The 14,608-nt window shown below is 39.6% G+C and carries 16 protein-coding genes; 9 read left to right on the plus strand and 7 right to left on the minus strand.

All coding sequences use genetic code 11. The features are described from left to right. Positions 1 to 163: 163 nt before the first annotated feature. Both J4N25_RS23315 and J4N25_RS23320 read right to left on the minus strand, forming a co-directional pair. Positions 164 to 1,126, minus strand: a complete 963-nt coding sequence (locus J4N25_RS23315; protein ID WP_207424300.1) for a carbon-nitrogen hydrolase family protein — start codon at positions 1,124 to 1,126, stop codon at positions 164 to 166. A 1-nt stretch (position 1,127) separates the two neighbouring features. After that, positions 1,128 to 4,325 (minus strand): RNA-directed DNA polymerase, encoded by a 3,198-nt coding sequence (locus J4N25_RS23320; RefSeq protein ID WP_207424301.1) that lies wholly within the window; start codon positions 4,323 to 4,325, stop codon positions 1,128 to 1,130. A gap of 422 nt (positions 4,326 to 4,747) precedes the next feature. Between J4N25_RS23320 and J4N25_RS23325 the strand changes: the two genes are divergently transcribed. After that, positions 4,748 to 5,092 (plus strand): hypothetical protein, encoded by a 345-nt coding sequence (locus J4N25_RS23325; RefSeq protein ID WP_207424302.1) that lies wholly within the window; start codon positions 4,748 to 4,750, stop codon positions 5,090 to 5,092. A 130-nt stretch (positions 5,093 to 5,222) separates the two neighbouring features. Here J4N25_RS23325 and J4N25_RS27000 read toward each other — a convergent pair whose 3' ends face one another. Then, positions 5,223 to 5,348, minus strand: a complete 126-nt coding sequence (locus tag J4N25_RS27000; RefSeq protein WP_255537144.1) for a hypothetical protein — start codon at positions 5,346 to 5,348, stop codon at positions 5,223 to 5,225. Positions 5,349 to 5,419: 71 nt separating this feature from the next. Between J4N25_RS27000 and J4N25_RS23330 the strand changes: the two genes are divergently transcribed. From J4N25_RS23330 to J4N25_RS23340, 3 genes are all read left to right on the plus strand, one after another. Beyond that, entirely contained in the window at positions 5,420 to 5,713 is a 294-nt protein-coding gene (locus tag J4N25_RS23330; RefSeq protein WP_207424303.1) for a hypothetical protein, read from the plus strand. A gap of 95 nt (positions 5,714 to 5,808) precedes the next feature. Continuing rightward, positions 5,809 to 5,988: a hypothetical protein gene (locus J4N25_RS23335; RefSeq protein ID WP_207424304.1), complete on the plus strand. Its 180-nt coding sequence runs from the start codon at positions 5,809 to 5,811 to the stop codon at positions 5,986 to 5,988. A gap of 6 nt (positions 5,989 to 5,994) precedes the next feature. Further along, entirely contained in the window at positions 5,995 to 6,690 is a 696-nt protein-coding gene (locus tag J4N25_RS23340) for an SOS response-associated peptidase (RefSeq protein WP_207424305.1), read from the plus strand. Between the two features lie 129 nt (positions 6,691 to 6,819). On the opposite strand, the gene J4N25_RS23345 is transcribed toward J4N25_RS23340, so the two are convergent. Beyond that, positions 6,820 to 7,416 carry a hypothetical protein gene (locus J4N25_RS23345; protein ID WP_207424306.1) on the minus strand — a complete coding sequence of 199 codons (597 nt, stop codon included), beginning with the start codon at positions 7,414 to 7,416 and terminating at the stop codon, positions 6,820 to 6,822. Between the two features lie 543 nt (positions 7,417 to 7,959). Here J4N25_RS23345 and J4N25_RS23350 point away from each other — a divergent pair. Together J4N25_RS23350 and J4N25_RS23355 are read left to right on the plus strand one after the other, a co-directional pair. Beyond that, positions 7,960 to 9,204, plus strand: coding sequence for an aminotransferase class I/II-fold pyridoxal phosphate-dependent enzyme (locus tag J4N25_RS23350; protein WP_207424307.1), 1,245 nt, complete (start codon positions 7,960 to 7,962; stop codon positions 9,202 to 9,204). Between the two features lie 30 nt (positions 9,205 to 9,234). Next, positions 9,235 to 9,876 carry a TetR/AcrR family transcriptional regulator gene (locus J4N25_RS23355; protein ID WP_207424308.1) on the plus strand — a complete coding sequence of 214 codons (642 nt, stop codon included), beginning with the start codon at positions 9,235 to 9,237 and terminating at the stop codon, positions 9,874 to 9,876. Between the two features lie 146 nt (positions 9,877 to 10,022). Here J4N25_RS23355 and J4N25_RS23360 read toward each other — a convergent pair whose 3' ends face one another. Beyond that, a complete protein-coding gene (locus J4N25_RS23360) occupies positions 10,023 to 10,406 on the minus strand; it encodes a winged helix-turn-helix transcriptional regulator (protein ID WP_207424309.1) in 384 nt (127 codons plus the stop codon). 104 nt (positions 10,407 to 10,510) lie between these two features. Between J4N25_RS23360 and J4N25_RS23365 the strand changes: the two genes are divergently transcribed. Beyond that, on the plus strand, positions 10,511 to 11,143 hold the full coding sequence (locus J4N25_RS23365) for a nitroreductase family protein (RefSeq protein ID WP_207424310.1): 633 nt from the start codon (positions 10,511 to 10,513) through the stop codon (positions 11,141 to 11,143). Positions 11,144 to 11,661: 518 nt separating this feature from the next. On the opposite strand, the gene J4N25_RS27005 is transcribed toward J4N25_RS23365, so the two are convergent. Continuing rightward, entirely contained in the window at positions 11,662 to 11,796 is a 135-nt protein-coding gene (locus J4N25_RS27005; RefSeq protein ID WP_255537147.1) for a hypothetical protein, read from the minus strand. A gap of 245 nt (positions 11,797 to 12,041) precedes the next feature. Beyond that, on the minus strand, positions 12,042 to 12,278 hold the full coding sequence (locus J4N25_RS27010; RefSeq protein WP_207424311.1) for a helix-turn-helix domain-containing protein: 237 nt from the start codon (positions 12,276 to 12,278) through the stop codon (positions 12,042 to 12,044). A 452-nt stretch (positions 12,279 to 12,730) separates the two neighbouring features. Between J4N25_RS27010 and J4N25_RS23375 the strand changes: the two genes are divergently transcribed. Both J4N25_RS23375 and J4N25_RS23380 read left to right on the plus strand, forming a co-directional pair. Further along, positions 12,731 to 12,997: a hypothetical protein gene (locus J4N25_RS23375; RefSeq protein WP_207424312.1), complete on the plus strand. Its 267-nt coding sequence runs from the start codon at positions 12,731 to 12,733 to the stop codon at positions 12,995 to 12,997. A 260-nt stretch (positions 12,998 to 13,257) separates the two neighbouring features. Continuing rightward, entirely contained in the window at positions 13,258 to 14,586 is a 1,329-nt protein-coding gene (locus tag J4N25_RS23380) for a TlpA disulfide reductase family protein (protein ID WP_207424313.1), read from the plus strand. The last annotated feature ends 22 nt before the right edge of the window (positions 14,587 to 14,608 follow it).

A 14,608-nucleotide genomic window follows, 5' to 3' on the forward strand; every position in this document is an offset into this window, starting at 1 on the left:
CATTTGGTTGAAAGTACTATTATTTTTATGCCATATAAGACCCTATTAGAAAGTCAAGTGAAGTATAAATATTTAAAATATTTTTGACAAAATCAGCTCAGAACCAGGATCGGTTGAATTATCTACGCCCACTTCGAAATCTATCATTTATGCCTTTCGCTATTTAAATTGTAATTACCTTCTTTTTTCGGTCTTTCTTTTTATCTTTCCTGTATCCAGGGGGGCTAGCTTTAAATGGGATGTTTGCCTCTTTTTTATCCTTTTCGCCATAATCAAAATCCTGGGCCCGATCCAGTTCCGCTACCGGGAGTGAAACGACTTGGATATTGAACATCTGCTGCCCCTGATACTTATAGATCAATCGTTGATAGTCCTTTTCGTAGGGTGACATGGCCAATGAACCTCCATAAAAACCAGAATTACAAATTACAACATTGCAGTACAGCAAGCGTGTAAGTGATTCAGCCATTGCAAAGTATGTATTGAGGTCTTTATTTAATGCAATTATAAATAGATGGTGAATTTGGCCTTGATAAAGCATCATTCTTTCGATATCAAAAATGTCAGAACAAATTATAAGGCCAAAATTTCCAAACCGTTGGGATTGGAAAATGAACATGGTTTGTTCTGGATCTTCTTTGCATGCCTGTGCTACTCCTCCATTCAGAATTCCGTGTTTAAACATTTGGCGTTCCATATAAGTGAAGTATGTTTTGCCAAAGTAAAAAGAGTTTTGACGAGTAGCCTTTAAATCGTTACCGAAATTATTTGGTATGGAAATAACTGCTCGGTTTCGGATATGGTCTTGCCTCGCGGGGTGTCGCTGGAAGTCTATTCCCGCAATAAATAAAATTCCATTTACTCTACAGATGTGCCTAATATCGGCAAGTTTTGATACAGGTAGATGTAACTCCGGTATTAAGATAATATCGGGCCGAACGGGCTCTTTTAGCATTGCAGCTATTCCTGCTTTGATTTCACCCCATACTCGAGCAGCAGTAATTGAATCCACATTAAGCTCGTAAAATAGCTTTTTGTTTACTTTAGTAGGCCCGCCCCAGGAACTATCAGAATCAAGAACAGGTTGAATAAGGCCAACTTTAAGGTGCTGTGATAAATTAGTCATTTTATTGGTGAAAAAAAGTACTTGCGTCCATATTCATCGCGTCAATATTAATTACCGTTAATTGTCGTGGCATTTTATCCCGGACCGAAAATTGATATTGTTCCAGCTTTCTCTGAATTTTCCTAATTTCGGTTTTAAAATCGGCTATAGTGACCATGTTCTTGTCTTTAGAGAGCTTGATTGGCTGTTCTCCATAATAGAGTTCCACTTCCTTCCTCGACAAGATCGCTCCGATTAAAATTCTTGTTTCAGAGGATACTGCTTCTGATTCTATTGAATAAAGGGCTTTAGAAAATAACTCATCAATAAATACGCGTTTACTAGAAGTGATAGGCCATGAAAATGACTTGGAAATCAGTTGAACAAGCAACACAGTAAGGCAGACGATTAGATCTGTCTCACCGCTACCATATAACCATTGCGATCTTTGCTGCCAGTTTGTTTCACTTGGAAAGTATCGAAAATCATCGATGAGATATCTATCCTCAACAATGCGTATCTTCTCTTTTGAACGTATACGACGCTTCCACGCATGCCAAGTTAATGTATTTTTGTTTGCCTTCCATTTTTCAGGTATTATAAAATTTGCAGGGTGAAAACTTGTTAATTTGGGGCCTGTTAGAAGAATTTTTTCAGGATCTTGCGGAACCTGAGCATAGGTGTCGGCAATCTGACTTATAATTTCCAGAAAGGTCCATTCTGACAATCGCGGGTCTGTCCATCGATCTTTTGAAGATTCTTTTATCACTTCCTTATACCATTCCATTAAGTTTTGCTCTTCTTTGGATGTATCGAGAATATACCGAAGCTTATCATATTTGCTTAAAAAAGCATCTTTGATCTGCTGATTGCATTCAAATACTTCGTACATGAAGCCTGAGTTACCCGAGAAGTTCCATCGCTCAGATAAAACCATTGCCATAGAGTCATCTTTGCTATGAATCAGAGGTATAGCATTGAAAATGTGAAAAGGGATTAAACTAGGATACATTGATATTAAGGACCATGAAATGGGTTGATTCCAATCAAGAGAATCAATATTCTCCCGCCATAAAGTTGGTTTATCCTGACTGTTTACCTCGTTTAGCAAAAAACAAAGGTGCTGTTCAAGTACATAAAGATTATTTTTATTAAATCGAGCGGGATTTAACTTAGAACTATGTGTATAGAAGGAGGTTTTATTGTTTACTGTACTTAAACTAAGCAGACTAAGTACGGGAGGTATCCTAGTTAGAATCTCGAAAGCAAGTCCAGAAACAACCTCGAAATTGAAAATCGTCTCTTGGAAAAAGGGATAGTCGATAGAGGGATTAATCAGGGAGAACGTAGCCGATAACGATGCTAAGTTACTCAGGAAGTTCCAGCTGGTATAACTGCGCCAGAAGTCAGTGGAACCGGAGACATTATTGTAAGCTCTTATTAATGATGCCTGAATAATTAATACACAATAGCTTTTAAGATAAGTCCTACTTTGATCATGAACTTCGACCATATTAATGATGGCCAAAATTTCTTCAATGCCATCATAGCCGCTATAGTAGCAGAATTCAACTGTCCTTTTCCAAAGCTTTATTTTGTCAGGATTTTCTTTACAGGCTTTAAGTAACAAGTTAAATATCCTGTGATACCTTTTGTTAATCTTTTCAACTTCGCGGCTAAAAATAGTTTGAATTTTGAGCCGCTTGGCCTCTTCTATAATTACGAGCTGTTCCTCTTCTTTTTTATTCCTTAGCTGGGCGGAAATTTCATTTAAAATCGCCTCCTTATTATCACGTGTTGATAAATCAAGTTTAGTGAAGTCAGGTTGAATATGCTTTGCCAGTTGAGCTAATTTCATCGCCCCAAAGGACATTCGAGTATCCCTACGGATTTCCGTTTCAGAAAAGTCAGCTATTAGAAAATGCTCCAAATCATCCTGTGCCTTTTCCAAATCATCCTCATTACTCAGGTTAAAATCCTCTCCGTTCAAATCAGACATCTTTTTGAGCGTATGAGTCATCAACGGTTCTGGATATTGTACGTCCAATTCGTTTCCTAAATGTTGGTTGGCAGGTATTCCTAATGCAAATCTTCCTTTTTCATCTTTGATAAAAACACCTGTCGGGCCCATCTTATCTGGGTGGAATTTAATTCCTTTGCCTTCGGCTAAGAGAAGATTTTGATAGAAATTCAAAAATTCCAGAAGTCCCTCCTGCGATGTGCTAAGAATTACTTGATCATCAACATATTTAAACAGTGCCAGATCTCGTTTCTCTTCAATCCAGTCTTGTAGTTTTTGATCAATTTTATAAAGTGCAAGATTTGCCAGGAATCCTGCCGCATACAAACCAGTGGGAAGGCCAGTGAACGAGTCAGCCTTTTGCAGGCCATACTCTTTCAGAAAATATGCCTTATCCCAGGGATTTCGAATAGGGAAGGTCAACATTTTTTCAGCAAGGTCAAGTATGATACCGACATCATTGCGATTTGCAAGAATGTCTCGCATATTTGAAATTACTAAACTAGCATCAACAGACGGGAAAAATCGGGAGAAATCAAGTCCAGCCCAGTAGAGTGTGTCTATTGATATCTCAGGCCAAAAGGTTTTATTGAAGTAGATGTTCTTATCAGGGTCGCTAGAGTTGTTCTCCTCAAATAGCAATTGTTCTTTTTCATCATAAAGATCTTCCGGCTGAAAGTTTTTATTTCGACTCATAACCTTGATGGTCATAGAGATATGACGTCTGTAAAGAGGCCAGCTTTGGTTCCATTTTCTATAAAGCCGTTGTGAGGTATTTGCAACCCTGCCTTTTTGCAGACTATTTATCCCATCCTTATCCAATTCATACCAGAGTGGTCTGTAAAGGCGGTTGCCATAATTCCAAAAAGGAAGCTTCGTGTCAACTGCTTCTCCAATAATATTAATGATAGCAATCCATATCAATTGATCATCCAGTGAAATACGAAAATAGGGGCGCATTTCCTGAGCATCACCTTTGTTTTTTTTTGGAAACGGAAATGGTTCTATTGCTTGCGGTGTGTATGTATTTTCTTCTATTTCTTTAATTAATCTGTAAATTTTGTAAGGCAGCTGTGCTTCATAAGCTTCTAATTCAACAGGATTATACCATTCATTGGCTTGAACTAAATACTGCCTGAGTTTTTTGAAGGCTAAATAAAAATTTTCTTTGTTTAGGAATCGCTGGGTATAATTAGACATATACAATCTGTTGATTTAGGTATTGTCAATACTTTAATAGCTCAAAATTAGATTTTTCAAGCAATAATTTGATTAAGCCTGGGCTTAAAATTCTATAAAGTCAGCCTGTGTCGCGGAAAAACGGAAGTCATCTAGCCAGTCTTCTCGGATGATTATGGCTCATTAATAACGCTGCGAGTTGGGCCAAAAGTAATGTAAGTATAGTTCGACGAACTAGAAGAAACAGAGTAAAATGGAGGTCATTGGTCCAAAAAACAGAAGTGACTGTTATTGAAGAGGGACGTTCTTAAATAACGGAGGCAATTGGGCCAATTTACGTTTCAAATAACGGAGGTTATTGGGCCAAAATCAGAGAGAAAACGGAGGTCATTGGCCCTCTTTCCATCAGGCGATTTTTGTGCAGTACAATACATACAGCACAAATGGCAGGTCAACGAATAGACATGATGGAAATACGCGCATTAATCCGTTTAAAGCAAAAGAACATCAGTAATCGTAAAGCGGCTCAGGCATTAAGGGTAGACCGAAACATAGTTGATGCTTATGTAAGTCGTTTTATAGCATTAGAACTATCCTATGATAAACTTTCTACCCTAAACGAGAAAGATCTGCTGGAACTGTTTACAGTAGAAAGCCAGACCGAAAAAGAGCGCTACGAACAGCTAGCAGCGCAGTTTGACTACTTTAAGAAAGAGCTGAGTACACTACACCCTTACCAATCCCTGCCTTGGAAACTGTGCACCCTGCTTCATTATTTTAAGCTTTAGGTGCATCACCTGGAGCTCGTTATCCCTCATCCATTCTTTCACCACTTCCACTAACTTCTTTGATAGTAGCTGGCATTTTGCTGAAAGAGGCTTCGCGTGAAAAACCTGCCGTAGGAGCCATTGATGTAGTCTACATGAATTTCAATCGTACAATAGCCTCCCGTTTATTACGATCTAATATCTCCGTCTTTGCGTTACTGTTGAACCAGTTGATCAGGTGATGAACTAAATTGTCTGTTGATAATCCGGTTGCCATGTCTTAATCTATTTCGACAAATCTCTCTAAAATTACTTACGTTTGCTAAAAATATTAGTAATTTTGAAAATGTGATTAAGGTTCATAAGACTACTTATCTGACTGTGGGCTTTATGTTTGAGGACAAACATCACACGCTGATTATCCAGCCCTATATTAAAATGGATTGCTGCAGTCGGCCTACGCAGTACACGTTTGAAGTAGGAATGTCAAATTGGAAGCTTGGATCTATTGAATTTAAAAATGGGGTTTGGAGACAGGTGTATAGAATAGATACCTGTAAATCCTGGCCTTATGAATTTACGACTGACGATTTAGACTTGATTGGAGAATACATAGAAACGTATTTGCCAGAATACCTGTAACAGATTAAACTTGAGAATATGGGGAAGATAGAAGAAGCGCTACCCGAACAGTTTTTAATGTAAAAGTGTATCTTGAGGGAACCCTATACGAGTTTATGATTATCCCTGGACATAATCCGAGGAAACAAGATTCTGAATTTCTGGTTGGTTTAGATGGAGAAGATTGCGGAATCCTCAAAATGGATTTTCCTGAGCGATGGGCCTGGAGTAAAGGAGGCTTAGGGCAAGACCTGGCCGAAGCAATTGGTGACCAGATTGATAAACATTCTATGTAAACAGCTATGTGCGGAAGAGTAGCAGTGCCAGAGTCGGTAGATATTTTTACTGCCCTGGATCTTATCCTTAAAGAGAAGGAGCATCCTATTGATATTAATGTACCTCCTGCGGCAAGCGTGCCTGTTATCTCCGATGCGAACCCTAAGGAGCTATCCTATAAACGTTGGTCACTTATCCCTCCGTTCGCTCAACCGGATCCTAGAAGCGGAAAACCTCTGGTGAAGCTCAGCACTTTCAATGCCCGTTACGATAAACTTCTCAACTCCAACATTTGGAAACCTTTGTTAGGAAAGAGACATTGTTTAGTGGTGGTAAATGGCTATTACGAATGGGAGGAGCTGGATGAATGGGCAGACGACAAGAATAAGAAAAAGAAGAAGCAGCCCCATTTTATCAAGCAAAAAGGTGAAGAGCTTACTCTTCTTGCGGGCCTCTGGTCAGATTGGGTGAACAAAGGTACAGGAGAAATTATAAGCAGCTGTACGGTGATCACTCATGAGGCAGTAGAAGCATGGGGTAAAATACATGATCGCATGCCTGCCTTCGTTACAAGGGAGGATTCTAAGATATGGCTGGATAAGGAGATTTCTCTTCAGGATAGATTGAAAGTCATCCAGCCGGTGGGTGAAGACTTTTTAGAATCTGTTAAGATTGATACTGTTGGGGATATTCAGGAGTTTGAGCAAAAGGTTTTAAAATAAAAATAAGCCCTATATCTACCTGTTGATTTCGTTAATACCTTCGGCGTGTTGCGAAACACTAATCTATGTAATTTAACTCAAGAGCCTCGCTACCTGTAGATAAATCAGCGGGGCTCTTTTTTTGGATTATTAATCATAATCTTCCGGGTTCCATGGAATACTAGAGCCTTTCACCTCAAGATTTATAATACTTCTTCTCGGATCATTCTTCCAGTAAGTTACCTCATACAGGTTACCCTTTTCAATTCCTTTGAATCGATAATCCTCCGGAAAAGTCATTGATCTTTCATAAAGATACTGACCTACGGCATACTTAAACGTCACTTGCACATCGAATAGTTTCCCGCCGGTATAATGGGTTATATATCCTACGGATTTTCCTGTTTCCTCGCCCTTTATAAAGACAGGTTTCATTTCCATAACATCTGCAACTTCGGGCTCTTCAAAATCATAACACAGGATAAATTTATCACCGACAATAAAATATGAAGGGCTTCCTCCCTCTTCTATATATCGTTTCCCTTTTACATAATATTCAAAACGGGCAGACCTTGAACCTTTAGATCCTCTTCCTTCATAATCAATGCAGGTACCTACAGTATACCTAGGGTTATCAATTGTTTTGTGCTGGGTGATCAATGCATAAACTACCATTCCAAAGAAACTTGTAAGACTTACTCCCACGAACCACATACAGCCATACCCCAAATGCTTCTCAGTAATCATTAGCCTAATTTTCCCTTTCTAACGTTAGAAAGCCCAGTAAGGTTAGCAATAGCTAAACAAGGTAAGTAATTAGCTAGAGGAGCTATGGTGATCTGAGAACTTCCGGTACATCAATCTGACGCTTTCCTTTGTAGTAAGTTTCTTTACCGGTAAGAGTTATCCAATTACTTCAAGTGGTCTTCGGGCTTCTCTGCGAACTTATCTCTATCGTTGCCTGAATACCTGTAGCTTCTTCTGTTCATGGGATCATTTCCATCGGATTGCTTGTGATGTATATTGTATTTCTCTATAGTTGTTATAGAAACTTTAGAAATAAGATTAAAAGAGCCGCTTTCTCGGCAAGAATTCAAGTGTTAATTGAATATCAATATTGTTTTTTTCTTAAATGAACGAAGTGTTTAAGTGTATTCTATCTCTTTTATAGTATACCTCTTTGCAATATTAAATAATTGTTAAGAATAACTCCTAAAAGTGAGAAAAGTCATAGTTTTCTTAACAAGAGGTAGCTAGTTTTAGGAAACAAAACCCTAAAATCATATCAAAATGCCTATTGATTTTTACTCTGCCAGTTTTAAAGACTTCGAAGATATTCCTGGTCTTAATGTTTATGAACGATCAGCTTACTTTACACAGTTTTTAAATTACCTAAAGAGCCAGGATCGGCTCAATTACCGTCTACTTTCCAACAGTCCCTGTTCTCCAGAAATGGAAATACAACTTGAAGGAGGCTCGAAACCGAGACGGATGGTAAGCTTCGTTTCTAATGATTACCTCGGCTTTTCGCAGCACCCTAAAGTGAAAGAGGCGGTGATAAAAGGAGTGGAGCAATTTGGTGCAGGTTCCGGTGCTTCTCCGGCAATAGGTGGGCATTTTAGCTACCACCAGATCTTGGAAGATAAGATAGCTGCCTTTTTTAAACGTAAGGATGCTATTCTTTATACCACTGGCTACACAGCAAACAGCGCTTCCCTGATAAGTTTGCTGAGAAAGCAGGATATCGCTATTCTTGATATGGCAGTACATGCCAGTATGTACGAAGGCTGCGCTTATACCAATGTTAAAACCTTTCCTCACAATAACCTGGATGCCCTGGAAAGGATCCTTCAAAATACAAAAGATACTTACCGTACCCGTGCCGTAGTTATCGATGGCGTTTACAGCCAGGACGGAGACCTGGCGCCACTAAACCGGATCGTTGAGCTTACAAAAGCATACGGAGCTTTTTTAGTTGTGGATGACGCGCATGGAACAGGCGTACTTGGAAAGTCGGGGAGAGGGCTCATCGAAGTATACGATCTTTTCCATGAGATTGATATGATCACCGGAACCTTCAGCAAAACCTTTGGCAATATTGGTGGATATGTAATCGCAAAGCCTGAGATTATTAACTACCTGAAATATCAATCCCGCCAGCACCTGTTTTCTGTAACAGCCACACCTGCAGTCCATGGAATCATAAAAGCAATCGACCTTATAGATGAGGAACCCCAATGGATGAACCGTTTGTGGAACAACATAGACTATCTGAAAAACGGACTAGTTGATCTTGGCTTCAATATAGGAAATACCCAATCCGCAATTATCCCTGTGAAGATAGGTGATCCTGTACTAAATGCAGAATCGGCACGCATTCTTCTAAATGAAGGAATATACGTCAACCCAATTATGTATCCTGCTGTCTCCCGAAAAGACGCCCGAATAAGGCTCTCTGTAATGGCTACTCATACTACCGAAAACCTGGATAAAGCTTTGAATGCATTCCAAAAAGTAAAATCATTAATTCATTAAATATTCAATACACATTAATCATTAAACATTATGATGGATTTTAAACAAAGCAGGAACAAAGATTTAACAATGGCGAGACTTATCGAAGCAGTTGGGGAGATTTTTAGGAAAGACGGTGTTAAGGGTTTAGGACTTAACAATATAGCCAGGGTAGCGGGTTGTGACAAGAATCTAATAAATCGGTATTTCGGATCACGTGATGGGCTGCTGGACGCATTTATTGCAGACAGAGACTATTGGTTAAAATATAAGACGGAGATCCGTCAATCAATAAATAATGTAATTGACATTAAAGATTACCCCTTAGTTGTTGCAAGGATATTAAAAGATCAGTTCAATTATTATTACGAAAACAAAGATGCCCAGCTAATAATACTGGCAGAGATTTGTGGTGAGGAAGAGGAGCTTTTACAAAGTATCGCCCGGGTTAGGGAATTATTAGGTGAAGATATCTTTGAAAAAATAGACCCGATATTTATAAAGTCCGGGCTTAATATTCGGACGGTGATGGCCCTGCTTACAGCCGGTATTTACTACCTGATCTTACATGCCATCAATAACGGTTCAACATTCTGTGGTGTGGATATTAACACTAAAGAAGGTAGAGATAGCGTTGCGAAAGGTATTGACTGGGTGGTGGATTTGGTTTTCAAAGCTACTGGCCTTTTGTAACCGAGGCATCGAAACTTCAATAAAGATACCTGCACTAGATTGAGAGAACTAGTGCATTTTTTAGCGTTATGTTGCTCTCATAGCAATGTGTTGAATTTACAAAAACCTGAGCTCCCTTAGCTTGGGTTTTGTGAATCTCCTTTAATTTATTCTTGAAGATCAGCTACTTTCTTTCTGCTACTTCTAATGATCTGCTCCCGGTGCTGTAGCCCCCAATTAGCAATAACATCAATAACCTCTTTTAAGGTTTCTCCATACTCCGTCAATTCATAGATTACCGTTTTTGGATAACCACTACCCTCTGTTCTTTTAATCAGCTGGTTCATTTCCAAATCTTTCAACTCTCTGCTCAACACCTTACCAGAAATACCTAGTACTTTTTTTAGCAGATCGGAGTATCGCTTAGGACTAAAACACAGACAAGACATGATCGAGACCTTCCATTTTCCGTTTAATACGTCCATTGCGTCATAAATTGCCATCACCCGTTTACGGCACTCTTCAGAATTAAGTATATCCTGCTCATCCATATGATTAAATTGATGGTGACTCAAATGTCACCATTATTACCGACTACAAAAATAGCTAATGCACTACTCGGATTATAGCTTTGCATCCTAAAATAGAATATAACATGGGTTTACTACAAGATTTAAACTGGCGCTACGCAACAAAAAAGATGAATGGATCAAAGGTTTCTAAAGAAAAGCTCGACTACATCCTTGAAGCGGCCAGGTTAGCTCCATCTTCCTCTGGTTTACAGCCCTATCAAATTTTTGTGATCACTAATAAGGAACTATTAGAAGAAATAAAAAAGATAGCCTTTAATCAAAGTCAGATTACTGATTGCTCACATCTTTTAGTGTTTGCAGCCTGGAATGGATATAGCGATGAACGAATTTCAAACGTTTTCAACTTTATAGTAAAAGAACGGGATTTACCTCCAGGGACGATGGATGACTACAAAAAACAACTACTGGATCTATATTTACCACTAGGAACCGACTGGCAGGCGCAGCATGCAGCAAAACAAAGCTATATTGCATTTGGTATGGCCATAGCTGCCGCTGCCGAACAAAAGGTCGATGCAACTCCAATCGAAGGCTTTGTTAATAAAGATCTGGATAAGCTTTTGAATTTGGATACATTAGGGTTAAAGAGCACAGTTCTTTTGCCCCTAGGTTACCGGGATGAACAAAACGACTGGTTGGTTAAAATGAAAAAAGTTCGGCAATTGCCAGAGCAATTTATAACTTATATAGAGTAGGTCTTACGGCTTTAAAAATCGCTTTCGCTAGACTCGAAAAGGTAAAATGGGGAGGAGAGCTCCCCTTTCCTAAATTTTATAACCTCAAATGTTTTGACCCGATCTCATAAATATGAAACCCGCCGATAAACGCCAAACTACGGATTATAAGATTATTGAGCTCTTGATGAAGGAGGCGCGAGTATGCATGTGAAGGAGATTGGGTATAAGGTGCATAAGAGTTAATCTCCAGTTCCAGTATTTGTTGCTGTACTTCCTTTTAGTGGTTATGCTATGAAGAAGCTTTAAGTAATGCCCGGCTACCCCAAGTAGTTTCAGCACTCAATCATTAGTGGAATACATGGTGGCGTACCGCGGCCTGCCAAGTCGGATAACATGAAGCAGTGGGTATCAAAAAGCAACAGGTACGAGCCTGTATTTACCGAAATGCTCGAACAATGGGCTGATCATAATCACATTGCCTTCCTTGCCGGAAGACCTCTCTGTCCCGGTTACATGTCTTACAAAAGCTAGCTGACTTAGCCGCCCGCTTCACTGTCATGTTTGCTTTTAGCTTTTTTTGCCTCAGCTTTAATGCGCTCCTGATGTTCTTTTTTTTCCTTAAATTCTTTTTGACGCTGCTTCTTTTGTTGCTCTGCTGCCTTGGTACTCATGACTTGCTGGTTGGTAGATCTATTTGAAAAAGGGCTGGTTTCCCAACGGTGATTTAAATTGAAATTTTATAAAGAATACAACTTAAGTGCCAAAGCGTAACCTAGAGATGTAAAGTAACGACGACCAAAAGTTGGGAAAAACCCTTATGTTACCCCACCATTGCCAGTGACACTTAGATAGCTAAGTAAACTGAATTTAGGTTTTCAGCAGGAATTTTCGAAGGAGGCTATTGGCAAGAATACAGTTACTTCAGCTTACTGAAATCTACTAAATCATTCATTGTAACATCTAGAGCTTTAGCTATTAACCACAGGTTGTAAGCTGTCGGGTTAGCTCCTTGCCGTTCGTATCTATTAATAGCTTGTTTATCCTTACCGCCCAAAATTGCGGCTAAAGTAGTTTGAGGAATGTTTTTTTGCTCACGAAGTTGACCTATACGCTTCCCTAAATTTTCCCTAAACTTTTCAAGCTCATTATCCACCAATGCAAGTTCAAAAGAAAATAAAATTTCAGGTCAACATATATGTTTACTTTTCCATTTTATTTTTTATATTTGAGTTAAATAATTAGGTATTAATAAGAGTCTTACAATCGCATTTCTGACGCCGTGATGTAAGACAGCAGATTAGTACCCCACTTTCTATTAGTAGGTATGTATATTTGCCTACCTCAATAGATGTGGGGCTGCTGTTATACGTGGCACGTAAGGCGTCAGAAACTTTAAGCGATCACGAATACGGTTCCCCCACATCTATTGGAATCAGTTCGAAGACTCGTAATCCCAATACGAGTATGAAACATTTATCATTAAAAAACCTTCTGCAAAATCTTATCTCAGCGCCCGAATAACGCTGTTATCTCCCTTTAGCCGAATTGGCTTCTCCGTTGCAATCACAGACAATCCCAAAATGATTTTACCAAACCGTTTAACATATGAATACAACCTTAAATCACCAGCTTCAGGCCGATTCAGACCCGAGCTTGTTGGAAAACTTTTTCAAAGCCTATCCTCCCGAAAGGACGGAGAAGATTTTATGGCGTTGGCTATTAGCCAGTGTGAAGAATGATTTTACTGGGATTTCCCAGGAGGATATGCAGGAGTTTTCGGATTTCTTCGAGAACCTTCATCGTCTGGAAGTTGTGCTCCACGAGCAGTACAATGAGCGGCAGAGTCAGCTAAAGAAAGGGGAAAGCGCATGAACTTAAACGCTGAACTGAAGGCCAGAAAATGGTCCCTTCTCATTTGTCCTCCTGAATAAATTCTCCCGTTTTCTAGTGTTAACGCTCCTGCATTCTATCTGCTGTTTGCTTCTACACTAAATCTATTACCTGTTTTTCTTCGCCTTGCCTTTCAAAAAAAAGCGCTTTAGAATGCTTAGGGGAATTCTATTGCCTTTTCTGAAGGAGCGAGGCGGGAAGAACATACTCGATCATTAATTCAATTCTTAAAAAATTATACTATGTCCGTTTACTATGATCCGAAGGAATCGCCCGAACGAAGACTTCTCAGAGGATTACTTTTCTTTCTTTTTGCCTTATTAATTGGCCTCATATCTTCTGCCGTTAAAGGCCAGGAAATTTCATCTACCATTAGAGCCTTGCAAAAAGGAGATACCGTTCCTGATCTTACGCTTAGCAACCTGGTGAATACCAGAGAGCCGGCAGAAACAATTCGTATTACAAGTGCAGATGACCGACTTACCGTCCTGATTTTCTTTGGCACTTGGTGCTCCTCCTGTCGTGCTGAATTTCCTTCACATCAGGCTTTACAAAACCAATTCAAAGAAAAGCTCCGCTTGATTATTGTTAGTGCAGAGCCTAAGGCTAAGCTAGCCTCTTTCTTCAGTACCGCCCGTTTTACCGATGGAACTCCTTACACATTCCCATGTGTGGGTGAAGACAAGCAGCTAAAGATGCTTTTTCCTCACAGATTGATTCCGCATCTGGTATGGATCAAGTCCGGTAGAGTGGTAGCAGCCACAGATGGTGAGGAACTTACCGCAGAAAATATTATCACTGTTTTTGAAGGATCAACTCCTCCGTATCAGAAGAAGGATATAGACCCGGAAAAGCCTCTCTTCTTTAATGGAGATCTGCCTGCCTCGGCAACCTTTTCACTTTTCACGAAAGGTCAGGTAGATGGGCTTGGCAATGGAACTAGATTCAGGAGATCCGGAGAAGTGGTTGTTGGGAGGCTATTGCATAACTGGCGCTTGTATAACATGTACCGGGCTGCGGCATCGGAACTTATACCTGGATTCAATGAAAAAAGAGTGTTATCAAATATTCGGGACTCATCAGGTTACTATACCCCGGCAGAAGCTTCTGCGGCAGAGCGCAGGAAGAATTATTGTACCTACGAAATCAGGGTTTCTTTAAAAGAAGCAGACAGTTTGTATGCCTACATGTTGAAAGATCTGAACCGTTATACTCCTTACCATGGCTCCATTGAAAAGCGAAGAGTGAAATGCCTGGTATTAACGGTTATCCCCGGATTTGAAGAGCGCTTAAAGACCAGGGGAGGTACGCCTGAATTATCGTTTTCTCCCGGACAGCCACCTTTGATGGTGAACTATTCCACAAAGATCCTGCTGATTAGGCTTAACGACTTGAAATATGTTCCCATACCCATAGTAGACGAAACTGGTCTGACAGAAAATATTGATCTATCGCTAAGCTTTTTTCCAACCAGCGAAGCCGAACTTAAATCTGCTTTATTAAAACAGGGACTGAAACTTACCGAAAGGGAACGTGAGCTTGAAATGCTTTGCCTTAAAGACGATAAATGATTTTTTATCTAATACCTCTCAT

The organism is Desertivirga brevis, from assembly GCF_017355835.1.

Coding starts and splice junctions, on each gene's coding strand:
- J4N25_RS23315 (WP_207424300.1), bottom strand. CDS start 1,126: ATGACTAATTTATCACAGCACCTTAAAGTTGGCCTTATTCAACCTGTT.
- J4N25_RS23320 (WP_207424301.1), bottom strand. CDS start 4,325: ATGTCTAATTATACCCAGCGATTCCTAAACAAAGAAAATTTTTATTTA.
- J4N25_RS23325 (WP_207424302.1), top strand. CDS start 4,748: ATGGCAGGTCAACGAATAGACATGATGGAAATACGCGCATTAATCCGT.
- J4N25_RS27000 (WP_255537144.1), bottom strand. CDS start 5,348: ATGGCAACCGGATTATCAACAGACAATTTAGTTCATCACCTGATCAAC.
- J4N25_RS23335 (WP_207424304.1), top strand. CDS start 5,809: ATGATTATCCCTGGACATAATCCGAGGAAACAAGATTCTGAATTTCTG.
- J4N25_RS23340 (WP_207424305.1), top strand. CDS start 5,995: ATGTGCGGAAGAGTAGCAGTGCCAGAGTCGGTAGATATTTTTACTGCC.
- J4N25_RS23345 (WP_207424306.1), bottom strand. CDS start 7,416: ATGATTACTGAGAAGCATTTGGGGTATGGCTGTATGTGGTTCGTGGGA.
- J4N25_RS23350 (WP_207424307.1), top strand. CDS start 7,960: ATGCCTATTGATTTTTACTCTGCCAGTTTTAAAGACTTCGAAGATATT.
- J4N25_RS23355 (WP_207424308.1), top strand. CDS start 9,235: ATGATGGATTTTAAACAAAGCAGGAACAAAGATTTAACAATGGCGAGA.
- J4N25_RS23360 (WP_207424309.1), bottom strand. CDS start 10,406: ATGGATGAGCAGGATATACTTAATTCTGAAGAGTGCCGTAAACGGGTG.
- J4N25_RS23365 (WP_207424310.1), top strand. CDS start 10,511: ATGGGTTTACTACAAGATTTAAACTGGCGCTACGCAACAAAAAAGATG.
- J4N25_RS27005 (WP_255537147.1), bottom strand. CDS start 11,796: ATGAGTACCAAGGCAGCAGAGCAACAAAAGAAGCAGCGTCAAAAAGAA.
- J4N25_RS23375 (WP_207424312.1), top strand. CDS start 12,731: ATGAATACAACCTTAAATCACCAGCTTCAGGCCGATTCAGACCCGAGC.
- J4N25_RS23380 (WP_207424313.1), top strand. CDS start 13,258: ATGTCCGTTTACTATGATCCGAAGGAATCGCCCGAACGAAGACTTCTC.